The organism is Acinetobacter sp. YH12126, assembly GCF_013418745.1.
Classification (GTDB): Bacteria; Pseudomonadota; Gammaproteobacteria; order Pseudomonadales; family Moraxellaceae; genus Acinetobacter; species Acinetobacter amyesii.
On record NZ_VPBM01000004.1, the window covers coordinates 1 to 12,482 of the forward strand.

Consider the following 12,482-nt stretch of genomic DNA (forward strand, 5'->3'; position numbering starts at 1 on the left):
TGTCGGAGCTGTCGGAGCTGTCGGAGCTGTCGGAGCTGTCGGAGCTGTCGGAGCTGTCGGAGCTGTCGGAGCTGTCGGAGCTGTCGGAGCTGTCGGAGCTGTCGGAGCTGTCGGAGCTGTCGGAGCTGTCGGAGCTGTCGGAGCTAAATTTAGCGGGTTCCAACGGAACTGACCATCATTCATTTCACTAATTTTACCAATACCCGGAAATGGTAAATGTGCAAATGCAACGAAGGTTTGCTCTTGAGCAAAACGTTTAAAAATTGCTAAACGAGTTTCACTGGCTTTGACCGGATCGACATCAAAATCAACAGATAACTTGGGTTGTTCAAACTGTAAATGATAGGAATGAACCACATCACCGAGGATAGCAAAACTTTTAGCTTGCGACTTTAAGATAAAAGAATAATGCCCTGGTGTATGCCCAACACTCGGTAGTACTTCTAATCCATTAATCACAGAACCAACGCTAAAAGTCTTAAAACTCCGCATGGTCTGATAAGGCGCAATCGCAGCTTTAATTTTTGCAACAGTTGCTAAATAACCTTCACGTTTTTCGGCAGCTAAAGTGTCAACGGTGTTTTCACTTAACCAATACTGACTTTCTTGTTCATTGACGTAAACCGTTGCATTTGGAAACACGGCTTTGCCTTGTTTCGCAATGCCACATGCATGATCTGGATGTAAATGGGTTAAGAATACACTGCGTACACGATTAAGCTTATAGCCAGCTGCTTCAATGTTTTGTGCAATAGAACCTAAGTTCGGACCAAAACAACTAGCTGCACCACTATCGACAAGACTGATGCCGCCTTGTCCATCATCAATCAGGTAGGCATTGACACTGGTTTGTATACCTTTGCTCTGATCAACCGCAAGCTTTTGAAATAAGGCACTGACTTCTTCTTGAGTTAAGTTTTGTTTAAACAAATCAGGACTTAATTCGAGTGTCCCATCTTTTAAAGCAATGACTTTATACGCACCCACTTGGAAAGAATAAAATCCCACGGGCTGAGTCACATTCGTTTTGATTTCCGTTTGAATAAATGCCGGCTCTGCACTGACAAACTGGCTGGTTAAAAGTGTTGCTGCAAGCACAGCAAAACTAAAGTTTTTCATTGTTGACCTATATCAATTTTATTATTTCATGCAATGAAGCAAATGCTTCAAAATTAAAAATTTTAAACGTCTGTATTGTGCCTGAAATTCAGGCAAATTTTAAGTCTCATACTGGATAAACATAGCACTAACTTGATACAGGCATATGTAAATCATCCTAAACTTTTAAGCCTAATAAAATAAAAGCTGAATGCAAGAAAACTTTAAGCTTGGCATGCTATATTTTCGCCAGTTTTTAAATCTATACGTCTGTACAGTACTATGAGTGAAATTTCCCCGTTTAAAGGTAAATCTGGACTTAAACGAATTTTTAATGCAACGCAATATTCCCTCGACGGATTCAAAGCTGCTTATCAAAATGAAGCTGCATTTCGACAAATTGTCTGGATGAATATTGTGCTTATTCCCACCAGTTGCTTACTCGATGTGAGTCGTGTTGAACATGTCCTTATGGTAGTGGTGTGTTTATTTGCCTTAATTGTTGAGTTATTCAATTCTGCTATTGAAGCCGTGGTCGACCGGGTATCTTTAGACAAGCATCCACTTTCTAAAATTGCCAAAGATATGGGAAGTGCAGCTCAATTTGTCGCTTTAGCAATTATTTTTTTTACTTGGTTAATTATCCTTTGGCCTTAAATAAAGGGTGTCTCATTATATTTGCAGGGTTATGCCCTGCTTTTTTATATCGACACACTTCAATAAATGAATTTAAGAAGATTTTAAAGCCATAAAAAAACCCAGCTTTCGCTGGGCTTTTTTTCGAATCAGTTCAATGCTTAGTGAGCAGCGAATTGGTTCATTGTGTTTTTCGCATCGTCACCCGCTTTAAGCGCGTTGTCACCAGCGAAGATTTCTTTGTGGTCGTCACCGATGTCTGAACCAGCCATTGCTTGGTGTTTCACACATGCAATACCACCGCGGATTTCTTTACGTTGTACGCCAGCAACATAAGCCAACATTCCTTCAGAACCGAAGTAACCTTGAGCAAGTTCATGTGTAGAAAGCGCAGCTGTGTGGTAAGTCGGAAGTGTAATTAAGTGATGGAACACACCCGCTTCACGAGAAGCATCTGCTTGGAATGTACGAACTTTTTCGTCAGCTTCAGCAGCTAATTCAGAGTTATCGTACTCAGCGCTCATTAATTTAGCGCGGTCGTATGCAGATACGTCTTTACCTTCAGCAACCCAACGATCGTACGCTTGTTGACGGAAGTTTAACGTCCAGTTGAATGATGGAGAGTTGTTATAAACAAGTTTCGCATTTGGAACAACTTCACGTACACGGTTAACCATGTGAGCAATTTCTTCAACGTTTGGAGTCGCAGTTTCGATCCAAAGAAGGTCAGCACCATTTTGAAGGCTAGATACACAGTCAAGTACAACGCGGTCGATTTGCGTGTCTGGACGGAACTGGTACAAGCCAGAAGCAAGACGTTTTGGACGGTGAAGTTTACCGTTACGCTTGATTAGGATTTCGTCTTCTTGAGCTTCTGAAATGTCAATTTCAGTTGTGTCTAAGTAGCTGATGTATTGAGAAGCGATGTCGCCTGGCTCTTTAACCACTGGGATTTTTTGAGTCAAGTCAGCGCCTTCAGAGTCAGTACGAGCAACGATGATACCGTCATCAAGACCCATTTCTAAGAATGCATAGCGAAGAGCGTGGATTTTCGCGATGAAGTCTTCGTGTGGAACTGTAACTTTACCAGCTTGGTGACCACATTGTTTAGCGTCAGATACTTGGTTTTCGATTTGTAGTGCACAAGCACCCGCTTCGATCATTTTCTTAGCTAGTAAGTAAGTCGCTTCTTCGTTACCGAAACCAGCGTCGATGTCCGCAATAATTGGCACAACGTGAGTTTGGAAGTTGTCGATTTGAGCAGTAATTTCTGCAGCTTTAGCAGTATCACCAGCTTCGTTTGCTTTTTTAAGCGCACGGAATAAGTCGTTTAATTCTTTCGCATCAGCTTGGCGAAGGAAAGTGTAGATTTCTTCGATCAATGCAGGAACTGAAGTTTTTTCGTGCATAGATTGGTCAGGAAGTGGACCGAATTCTGAACGAAGAGCTGCAACCATCCAACCAGAAAGGTAGATATAACGACGTTCAGTTGTACCGAAGTATTTTTTGTTCGCAATCATTTTTTGTTGTGCGATAAAACCGTGCCAGCAACCTAATGATTGAGTGTATTTGCTAGAATCAGCATCATAAGCAGCCATATCACGACGCATAATTGCAGCTGTATATTTCGCAATGTCTAAACCAGTTTTGAAACGGTTTTGCATTTGCATACGTGCAGCATCTTCTGGGCTAATATCGCGCCAAGTGCTTCCGAATTTTGCTTTTAATTCACGGATTGCATCAATCGCTGTTAAGTATGTAGACATGATATGTTCCTGTAATAATATTAGGATTTTTCTGCAACGTAAGGCTAAAATCATACCCTCGAATGATTGTTCAGATTTAGAACACTTCGTTGCGATAGACACAGAGTAGATTGACTAAAAAAATTAATCCAATATTCTGCATTAATTTTCAGTATTTATTTAAAAAATATGTAGATTAAAGTCGTATTATAATAATTAACCAATATTTATAAGTATTTGTATTTAAATACTTTTATTAATATATTTTTCTAATTTTTTTGTCTGTTTTTCAAACATTTTGATGAATTATTCTTCATTAGACTTAAGTCGACTGAGCATTCACTTTTAAAAAAAACAGCATTTTTTACGCCATTTTTGCCCAAATTTACCGAGCTAAATACTTGGTTATTCTGTCTTCAAATGATCATGCAAATGAGATATTTCATCTAATTTTTTTGTTTTATGAACATCGCATCACATAAACAAAATTGCTCCGTATTTTTATTTCATTCACTTTAAAAATATCGGTCTAAACAGGTAATAAGTATTTAAGAAGTATGTGCTACGACTTCAGCAAATTTGTCTTAAAACTGCTGAATTTTAGTACAAAAGTACACGTCATTTTTTCATCCATTTTTTACACAAGCCTTAGTAGTTATGGCATAATCAGATAAATTTCATGATTTTATTGTCGGTATTTATTTTATGAATCTGGAGCGGGTCGATCTCAATCTATTAATTTATCTTGATGTACTTCTTCGTGAAAAAAATGTGACTCGTGCTGCCGAGCAACTGGGTGTAACTCAGCCCGCGATGAGTAATATTTTACGTCGTCTACGCAACTTATTTAATGATCCACTTCTTATTCGTTCTTCAGAAGGTATGACACCTACAGAGCGTGCGCTTGAATTACAGCCACGTATCCGTGATGCACTTTCTGACCTTTCGATGATTTTGGAACCCCGTACCGAGTTCCGCCCTTACACCTCAAATCGTGTCTTCCGCATCATGACTTCAGATTATGCTGAAGCAACACTGGTGCCGCGCCTAGTAAAAGCTTTGCGCTCAGAAGCACCCAATGTGGTTCTCGATTTTTTAACGCCTAGTGATGTGTCTTATCGAGATATGGAACAAGGTAAAGTCGACTTGGCGATTAACCGCTTTAATGAAATTCCGCAAAGTTTCCACCAAGTTTTGGTTTGGCGTGACAGTTTTTCATGCCTTTTAAATGCCAAGCATCCTGCTGCAAATAATTTAAACCTGAAGAGCTATCTAGATGCACAACACATTTGGGTATCTAAAACAGGTATGGGTGTCGGTTTTGGTGTCAATCCTGAAAAACAAGCGGGTCTAGGTTGGATTGATCAGGCTCTAGAACGTATTGGCCAAAAACGTAAAATTTCAGTTTTTACTCGTCATTATCAAATGCCTGGCTTATTGGCCTCGAATGTTGATTTGGTTGCGACTCTGCCAAGCCGTATCGCTCGCCTTCAAGCCAAAAGTCAAAACCTATTACTTCGCGATCCACCATTCTATATTCCTGAATTTGAATTAAAAATGGCTTGGTGTCCATTACTTCATCATCACCCTGCTCATCGCTGGTTACGTCAACTTATATTGTATGTTGCACGTCAAATGATTGAAGAAGAAAACCGCGAATACTTAATGAATAACTCTCAGTTTTCACAGTATCAGTAATTAATTCTTTAATTCCTTATTAATTCAAACGTATACTGTCACTATATAGGTAGTAGTTAAGACTACTACCTTGCCCATTTTTGTGTTAGAAATACAGAAAAATAGAATGAATCACAAACAGGTGTATTCGTGAGCCTTTTCCAAAATATTGTCATTATTATTCTCCTGATCGTCGGTGCGGGTTTTCTTTCATTAACAGAAATTGCCCTTGCGGGTGCACGAAAAGTAAAACTTAAAATTTTGGCTGAATCTGGAGATTCACGTGCACAACGTGTGCTTGACTTACAAGCCAACTCAGCAGACTTTTTCGCCGCATCACAAATTGGCTTAAATGCTGTGGCAATTCTTGGCGGTATTTTGGGTGAAGGTGCTTTTCGTCCTTACTTCATTAGCTTAGTCACTCGTTTTTATCAGGGCCCGTGGACTGAAACTATCGGTTTCACCCTGTCGTTTACTTTAGTCACATCCTTATTCATTCTATTTGCTGATTTGATGCCAAAACGTTTGGCGATGATCGCACCTGAAAAAATTGCCGTTGCTGTTGTTGACCCGATTCAAATCTTTATTAAAGTGTGTAAGCCAATGGCGTGGGTGATTAATGCCATTGCCAATTTGTTATTTCGTTTATTCAAAGTGAATACAACACGTGATGACAATATTACCTTTGACGACATTTCAGCCGTGATGGATGCCGGTGCTCAAGCTGGTGTACTTCAAAAGCAAGAACACCACTTTATTGAAAACGTATTTGAGCTGGAAGAACGTAACGTCCCTTCAAGTATGACCACACGTGAAAACGTGGTGTACTTTACCCTCAAAGAATCTGAAGCCAGTATTCGTCAAAAACTCGCTGAATTTCCATATTCGAAGTTTTTGGTCTGTAGTGAAAATATTGATGACGTAATTGGCTATGTGGATGCCAAAGATATTTTGGTGCGAATCCTCAACAATCAGTCACTTTTACAACTCAACGAAAATACTATTCGTAATGTTCTCACGATTCCAGATACCTTAACACTGTCCGAGTTACTCGATCGCTTCCGCTCAACCAAAGAAAAATTTGCCGTTGTAATTAACGAATATGCGTTGGTTGTCGGCGTTATTACCCTCTCCGACATTATGATTACCGTGATGGGCGACTGGGTAACACCGATTGAAGCAGAGCAACAAATTATTAAACGTGATGCGGATTCTTGGCTCATCGATGGCAGTACACCAATCGAAGATTTAAAACATGCACTCGCTTTAGATGAAATGCCGGATGAAGAAAACTATGAAACCCTTGCGGGCTTTATGATGTTTAAACTGCGTAAAATTCCACGTCCAGCTGACTTTGTTACTTATCATGGCTACAAATTTGAAGTTGTGGATGTAGACCACTTTAAAATTGACCAATTATTAGTGACCCGCTTACAACAGGCTGAAACTGAACTTGATACACCAGAAGAATCGGATTAATTCGATTCTTCTTTTTTCTAAAATAATAAAATATAAATACGATGAAATACGAAGATGTCTTTTTCACTTAAAGCGATTTTGACTTGCTTTAGTTTTTATACTGGGGCTTATTTAGTCTATTATTTTTTCAAAGCTCATCCACAACCTTTATTTCTATTGCTCGGTGTTGCACTGATCGTCACTGCTTGGTTTTTAACGCCTTATTCTTATGAACGCGGTCGACAACAATATGACGAAACCATGCGTTTTGGTCTGTTCTTTTATAATCCCTTAATTTTTTGGTTCCGATTTTTTAGTTGGCCGATTCGGACGCTACTGTCTATTTTTGCTTAGGCGCACTTATTGTGATCAAACTGGATCTACCCGCACTTACAGTTCTCTACAGATGTTGAATATATGTAAACAGACCAGTTTTTTTGAATAAAAATTAAAATAAATCAAAAAATCCCGCTTCCCTAATACCTTCATTATTAATGACTATTTTTCATCAAAATAGTGATGTATTTCACATTTTCTCACCTTTGTTTTGACTGATGAAATTTCTCTTTATGCTCTGCCCTTGGATTTAAAAACAGCTTTATATTTCAAAGGAATGAACCATGTTAACCGTACTCGGTTTGGGCATGATCTTGTGCTTTATGTATTTGATCATGTCGAAACACTTAAGCCCACTTGTCGCACTGACTTTAATTCCCCTACTTTTTGCCTTGATTGCGTGGTTACTTGGTTTTTATTTTGACAGCTTGTCACACATACAAATAAATGAAATTGGCGACATGATGATTGAAGGTGTAAAAAAACTTGCACCAACTGGCATCATGCTGCTTTTTGCGATTCTGTATTTTGCCATCATGATTGATACAGGTTTGTTCGACCCTTCGGTGAAATTTATTTTAAAAATGGTCAAAGGTGATCCCTTAAAAGTCGTTCTTGGAACCATTACCCTGACGTTAATTGTCTCTTTGGATGGAGATGGTTCTACAACCTATATGATCTGTGTTGCTGCCATGCTGCCACTCTATAAGCGCTTAGGTATGAGCCCATTGATTATGGCATGTTTGATTATGCTCTCTAGTGGAATTATGAATCTTACACCTTGGGGTGGGCCTACTGCCCGCGCCGCCAGCGCGCTTCATGTCGACCAAAGTGATGTATTTGTTCCGATGGTTTTACCGATGTTATTTGCCATCGGCTGGTTGTACTTCTTAGGAACGATGTATGGTCGCATGGAAAGAAAGCGTCTAGGAATTGTCCAATTGGATATCAGCCATGGTGAAAACATTCAAATCTCAGATAATCCAGAAGCCAACCGCGCAGATCTACGTTGGTTTAATGCACTGTTAACCGTCGTTCTGATGATTTGTCTGGTTTTTAGTATTTTACCTATGCCTATTTTATTCATTGTGGCTTTATGTATTGCGCTAGTCGTCAACTACAAAAATGTCGACTTGCAGAAAAAGTTAATCGCACATCATGCAGGTAGTGCTTTAAACGTGGTCGGCATTATTTTTGCTGCAGGTATTTTTACCGGAATTTTAGCTGGAACAGGCATGGTAGAAGCCATGTCCAAACAACTTGTGGCAATTATCCCTGAAAGTATGGGTCCCTATTTAGCACCGATTACCGCTGTCATCAGTATGCCGATGACTTTCTTTATGTCGAATGATGCTTTCTATTTTGGGGTTTTGCCAATTCTTTCAGATGCAGCAGCTCATTATGGAATTGCACCTGTAGAAATGGCACGTGCCTCCATCGTAGGGCAACCTGTACACCTACTCTCTCCACTTGTCCCTTCGACCTATTTACTCTGTGGACTTGCGGGTATCGAGTTTGGACAACATCAGAAATTTACCATTATCTGGGCTGTAATCACGTGTTTTGTCATGTTAGCAGCAGGTCTGATCTTTGGAATGTTTCCGTTTTATTCGAGCTTAACTTAAAAAGTTAAAGATAAAAAAAGCACCATCAGGTGCTTTTTTTATGCTTAACAATAATGAACTAGCCAGTGTTTTACACTCACAGGTTCATTTGTAGTGATTAATGCTTTGAAATTAATGCTTCTAGAACTGCTTCATAATGAATACGAATGTCATCTTCTAAAATTTTATAGACATTGTCGAATTGCACCATTGGCCAGCCTTCTTTCCAAAATGGGAAAATATTATGCAGGTCATGAGTCACCGTTGCGTCTTCACGTACAATCGCTTGTGCAACTTGCGACAATACTTGTGCAGTTTCAGCACCATCAATCGCTAAATAATCGATACCACGAACTTTCAAAATACGGATACGATCTTTTTTGTAGCGGATTTTTTTACTTTGGCCTTCATTTAAGCCTAAAGCCAAAGTCACAGCTTCAACAAATTTATCTTCAAATGCTTGATTTAATTTCACCAAAGCTTGTTTGTGTGCTTCTTGACGACCAGCTTTTCCCCCACTACGAATCACTTCATTTGCTTCAGTATTTAAAACATCTGATTTCATCGACTGAAGAATGTCTAGAATTTCGATATCGCTTAATGTTTCAGGAGAGTGATCAGTCATAAACTGCCTATAAAAACTTAATATTCAATAAGTATGTATTTTCGCATAAAAGCAGCATGAAAACTGCGATCTTCGCTATAGAAATTGCGTTTTCTCTTATAATGTTCAGATATACAACATGATTTAGAAAAAAAATTCTGTCAAAAATATCGAAATCAACTATATTACTTTCACGCTTTAATACTAACGTCACAATATGGCTCAAAAGAAACAGGCTGCGCTTTACCTTCAACAACTGAAACAGCAATATCCAGCAGCCTTTAAACATAATTATTTATTTTATAGCCAACTGAAAACTCAAGGCATTTTAGACGAACTCAAAGAACTTATTCCTTGGGTTTTGGCGGCGATGATTTTTATTTCTTTGAGCATGAGTATTGGTCATGTAGTGCAACTGTATTTTCCTGATATGAGTGAGTTTCGAGCTCATGGTATTGCTGTACTGAGTATTATGCTGTTTTTCATGCTGGTTGTGCCCTTAGTCATCAAGCAAATCAAACACAGTTCAATGTCCCTGTATCAAAGTTTGAAGAATACGCCGTTCAGACTTGCGATCGTGATTTTATTACAATTACTCAATATCGCCTTTTTACAAAGCACCTTCGTTCAATCTGTATTGTTCTTTTTCGCCATGAGTTTCGGCTTTGTGCGTTTTTATAAAGAAAATCTATTCAAAGGTGGAAGTAACACGCAAGAATACTATTTTCTACAAGAGACACGTCGTATTGCTTATTGGTCGTATAAACAAATGCTTAAAGCCAAATTTCGTTTGACACTCAGTAATCCAAATCAAGCAAATCATAAACAGTTATCTGAGCGCTTTATCCATTTCCAAAATTTACACATACAAATGCTGCACCAGGAAAATCAGCTGTGTAAAAAGCTAAAACATCAAAATGTTGAACATTATCTTGATGAGCTAATGAAATAAGTTAGCATTGATTTAGTGCAAAAAACTTTCAATTACTGCTCAAAAAATCATTCAATACATCACTATTTTTGAATAATTTCAACTTATATGCATGAATTGATTGATTTTAAAACAAACACCATCAAATACACTTGCCAAGCTTCATTTCGTCCTCTATTATTGCGCACATGCCCGAGTGGTGAAATCGGTAGACACAGGGGATTTAAAATCCCCCGCCCACAAAGCGTGCCAGTTCGAGTCTGGCCTCGGGCACCATTCTTATACTTCTGAGATTGGTGCAATAAAAGATCCAGCAATTTGCTGGTTTTTTTATGCCTAAAATTTATAAATCTATTATTATTCAATGCCAATACCTTCAGATTTTGATCTCCCTGCACTACAACTCAAGCATCCCGATGCCTTTTATCAACGGCTGCTGTTTGCGCAATTCAAAATTATCAATCTAACGCCCACTGCACCCGTTTTAATCTTTAGCTTTTGCCTGATACTTTTTATCTCACTTGGCAGCGCAGTACTTAGGCATATACTTTCAACGGCACTTTCAATTCACGACCCAAACATGGCGTCTAATCTTGGTATATTGATTATTCTTCCTTTGATCTATTGCTATGTCTGGTATGCACATTATCAAGCACGTTTTAGCAGTAAGTCCACAGTTCCGCGTCTGCAAATACAACTGTATCTCCTTGGCGGATTCACACTTTTCCTCGCTATTAACTTTAAATATCTACAAACAGATGTATTAAACCTCATCAGTCTCTGTGGACTTTTTTTCAGTCTCTTTTTATGTGTATTTACTGAATTACTTTATAAACCTGAAAGCAGCGCCATTGAACGAGTAAAACTACAAAAGCTTCGCCAACTGGCATATTGGTCTTATCAACAATCCTTAAAACAAAAAGAGCATCAAACGTATTTCTACGCCATTCATCTACAAGCCATGCAAGAAGAACAAAAACTATCAGCATCCATCAAATCATCCTTTAAAGATTTTATAGACAAAGCCCAATGAATTGTTTAAATCCCTAGACACAAAAAAGCCCTGTCACTACAGGGCTTTTTTTAAAGTTCAATTACCATTCTCGGTTAGCAACCAACTCTTCCATTTCAATATCCATATGACCTTCATCTTGCAGCACCATCATCATGGCTTCTGCAATATAATCTGCAGCCGTATCATCCAAAGACGAATCTAAATCTTCAAATTGAGGTTTCATCTTATTGAGCTGTGCAACCGTTTCATTGGCAAAATGGTAGATATCAGTTGAACTTAGATCTGCTTTTGCAATTTTCTTCGCAAATTGAACAACCAATAACTTCACCTCTGCAACCAACACATCTGGGTAATATTCATCATCAAACATGGGTAGCAGTAAATCTGCAAACATACGAAACTCTATCACAAAACATTCAGGGCGCTTATATAACACAAATACTACAATTCACCAAATTTATTGGGATTCAGTATTTTCAAATCAGTCTGCATTCTGCATGGCTTGCCAAACACGTATCGCATCTACCGTCGCTTTGACGTCATGTGCGCGAACCATACATGCACCTTGTTGAATGCTGAGTAGATGCGCTGCAACCGAGCCTACAGCGCGATTTTGTGCATCTGCACCGCCAAGTGCTTCACCGATAAAACGCTTACGAGATAATGCCGAAAGGATCGGATAGCCCATGTCATTCAATTGATAGAATTGCTGTAAAAGCTTTAAGTTTTGCTGCGCATTTTTAGCAAAACCAAAACCCGGATCAATCATAATATTTTCTGCACGCACACCTGCATCTAATGCATCTTGCACACGTTGCTTTAATTCATCGATGACGTCAGCCACAACATCTTGATACTGATCTAGATTATTCATCGTGGTGGGTTCGCCGCGCATATGCATAATGATCACTGGAATACCCAGTTTTGCAGCGGTTTCTAAGGCATTCGGCCGAGTTAATGCACGTACATCATTCCAGATATGCGCACCTGCCTGAATCGCTGCCTCAATCACCTCAGGTTGTGAGGTATCAATAGAAATCACCACATTGTGTTTGGATAAGGCTTCAACGACGGGTACGACCCGTCGAATTTCCTCTTCAACCTCAACAACAGATGCGCCTGGACGTGTTGACTCACCACCGACATCAATCACTGTCGCGCCATCAGCAATCATTTGTAAGGCATGTGCTATAGCTTGGTCTTTACCATTATGTTTGCCACCATCACTAAAAGAGTCCGGTGTGACATTTAAAATCCCCATCACATGTGGCTCTGACAAATCTAATTGCAAATTACCACAGTTTAAAATTTTATTAGGCAAAGACACCAACTTCATATTACACATCCCAGATTTTGCTGCGCTTATTTTAACGCTAAG

General features: G+C 39.1%; 11 protein-coding genes, 1 tRNA gene and 2 pseudogenes. 8 read left to right on the forward strand and 6 right to left on the reverse strand.

Translation table 11 applies throughout. The annotated features are described in order from the left end of the window. Both FTU62_RS17320 and FTU62_RS02405 read right to left on the reverse strand, forming a co-directional pair. Positions 1 to 138 (reverse strand): annotated as a pseudogene (locus tag FTU62_RS17320) (hypothetical protein); the annotation flags it as partial. A 90-nt stretch (positions 139 to 228) separates the two neighbouring features. Further along, positions 229 to 1,119: pseudogene (locus FTU62_RS02405) on the reverse strand (MBL fold metallo-hydrolase); the annotation flags it as partial. A 261-nt stretch (positions 1,120 to 1,380) separates the two neighbouring features. On the opposite strand from FTU62_RS02405, the gene FTU62_RS02410 reads away from it, so the two are divergent. Beyond that, positions 1,381 to 1,755 carry a diacylglycerol kinase gene (locus FTU62_RS02410; protein ID WP_180101749.1) on the forward strand — a complete coding sequence of 125 codons (375 nt, stop codon included), beginning with the start codon at positions 1,381 to 1,383 and terminating at the stop codon, positions 1,753 to 1,755. A 140-nt stretch (positions 1,756 to 1,895) separates the two neighbouring features. Here the strand turns inward: FTU62_RS02410 and FTU62_RS02415 are convergent, their stop codons facing one another. Further along, entirely contained in the window at positions 1,896 to 3,500 is a 1,605-nt protein-coding gene (locus FTU62_RS02415) for an isocitrate lyase (protein ID WP_078192152.1), read from the reverse strand. A gap of 684 nt (positions 3,501 to 4,184) precedes the next feature. Between FTU62_RS02415 and FTU62_RS02420 the strand changes: the two genes are divergently transcribed. The 4 genes from FTU62_RS02420 to FTU62_RS02435 all read left to right on the forward strand — a co-directional run bounded on the left by FTU62_RS02420 (position 4,185) and on the right by FTU62_RS02435 (position 8,575). Then, a complete protein-coding gene (locus tag FTU62_RS02420) occupies positions 4,185 to 5,177 on the forward strand; it encodes a LysR family transcriptional regulator (protein WP_078191331.1) in 993 nt (330 codons plus the stop codon). Positions 5,178 to 5,306: 129 nt separating this feature from the next. Next, complete coding sequence (locus FTU62_RS02425; protein WP_078192153.1) at positions 5,307 to 6,635, forward strand: hemolysin family protein; 1,329 nt, start codon at positions 5,307 to 5,309, stop codon at positions 6,633 to 6,635. A gap of 54 nt (positions 6,636 to 6,689) precedes the next feature. Beyond that, the gene (locus tag FTU62_RS02430) at positions 6,690 to 6,968 is read left to right on the forward strand and encodes a hypothetical protein (RefSeq protein ID WP_180101750.1); all 279 of its coding nucleotides are present in this window, start codon (positions 6,690 to 6,692) and stop codon (positions 6,966 to 6,968) included. A 266-nt stretch (positions 6,969 to 7,234) separates the two neighbouring features. Continuing rightward, positions 7,235 to 8,575: a CitMHS family transporter gene (locus FTU62_RS02435; protein ID WP_180101751.1), complete on the forward strand. Its 1,341-nt coding sequence runs from the start codon at positions 7,235 to 7,237 to the stop codon at positions 8,573 to 8,575. 97 nt (positions 8,576 to 8,672) lie between these two features. On the opposite strand, the gene FTU62_RS02440 is transcribed toward FTU62_RS02435, so the two are convergent. Then, positions 8,673 to 9,179 carry a hypothetical protein gene (locus tag FTU62_RS02440; protein WP_078191335.1) on the reverse strand — a complete coding sequence of 169 codons (507 nt, stop codon included), beginning with the start codon at positions 9,177 to 9,179 and terminating at the stop codon, positions 8,673 to 8,675. A gap of 196 nt (positions 9,180 to 9,375) precedes the next feature. On the opposite strand from FTU62_RS02440, the gene FTU62_RS02445 reads away from it, so the two are divergent. The 3 genes from FTU62_RS02445 (at position 9,376) to FTU62_RS02455 (ending at position 11,122) form a co-directional block, all read left to right on the forward strand. Next, the gene (locus tag FTU62_RS02445; RefSeq protein ID WP_180101752.1) at positions 9,376 to 10,110 is read left to right on the forward strand and encodes a hypothetical protein; all 735 of its coding nucleotides are present in this window, start codon (positions 9,376 to 9,378) and stop codon (positions 10,108 to 10,110) included. Between the two features lie 169 nt (positions 10,111 to 10,279). Continuing rightward, positions 10,280 to 10,365, forward strand: a tRNA-Leu gene (locus FTU62_RS02450). 304 nt (positions 10,366 to 10,669) lie between these two features. Beyond that, on the forward strand, positions 10,670 to 11,122 hold the full coding sequence (locus tag FTU62_RS02455; protein ID WP_180101753.1) for a hypothetical protein: 453 nt from the start codon (positions 10,670 to 10,672) through the stop codon (positions 11,120 to 11,122). Positions 11,123 to 11,183: 61 nt separating this feature from the next. On the opposite strand, the gene FTU62_RS02460 is transcribed toward FTU62_RS02455, so the two are convergent. Both FTU62_RS02460 and folP read right to left on the reverse strand, forming a co-directional pair. Further along, positions 11,184 to 11,498: a DUF5713 family protein gene (locus FTU62_RS02460; protein ID WP_078191338.1), complete on the reverse strand. Its 315-nt coding sequence runs from the start codon at positions 11,496 to 11,498 to the stop codon at positions 11,184 to 11,186. A gap of 87 nt (positions 11,499 to 11,585) precedes the next feature. Continuing rightward, positions 11,586 to 12,440 (reverse strand): dihydropteroate synthase, encoded by an 855-nt coding sequence (gene folP / locus FTU62_RS02465; RefSeq protein ID WP_218948565.1) that lies wholly within the window; start codon positions 12,438 to 12,440, stop codon positions 11,586 to 11,588. Positions 12,441 to 12,482: the final 42 nt, after the last annotated feature.

What these genes read in the sequence shown, in the direction of transcription:
- FTU62_RS02410 (WP_180101749.1), top strand. Translation starts at nt 1,381, where the DNA reads ATGAGTGAAATTTCCCCGTTTAAAGGTAAATCTGGACTTAAACGAATT.
- FTU62_RS02415 (WP_078192152.1), bottom strand. Translation starts at nt 3,500, where the DNA reads ATGTCTACATACTTAACAGCGATTGATGCAATCCGTGAATTAAAAGCA.
- FTU62_RS02420 (WP_078191331.1), top strand. Translation starts at nt 4,185, where the DNA reads ATGAATCTGGAGCGGGTCGATCTCAATCTATTAATTTATCTTGATGTA.
- FTU62_RS02430 (WP_180101750.1), top strand. Translation starts at nt 6,690, where the DNA reads ATGTCTTTTTCACTTAAAGCGATTTTGACTTGCTTTAGTTTTTATACT.
- FTU62_RS02435 (WP_180101751.1), top strand. Translation starts at nt 7,235, where the DNA reads ATGTTAACCGTACTCGGTTTGGGCATGATCTTGTGCTTTATGTATTTG.
- FTU62_RS02440 (WP_078191335.1), bottom strand. Translation starts at nt 9,179, where the DNA reads ATGACTGATCACTCTCCTGAAACATTAAGCGATATCGAAATTCTAGAC.
- FTU62_RS02445 (WP_180101752.1), top strand. Translation starts at nt 9,376, where the DNA reads ATGGCTCAAAAGAAACAGGCTGCGCTTTACCTTCAACAACTGAAACAG.
- FTU62_RS02455 (WP_180101753.1), top strand. Translation starts at nt 10,670, where the DNA reads ATGGCGTCTAATCTTGGTATATTGATTATTCTTCCTTTGATCTATTGC.
- FTU62_RS02460 (WP_078191338.1), bottom strand. Translation starts at nt 11,498, where the DNA reads ATGTTTGCAGATTTACTGCTACCCATGTTTGATGATGAATATTACCCA.
- folP (WP_218948565.1), bottom strand. Translation starts at nt 12,440, where the DNA reads ATGAAGTTGGTGTCTTTGCCTAATAAAATTTTAAACTGTGGTAATTTG.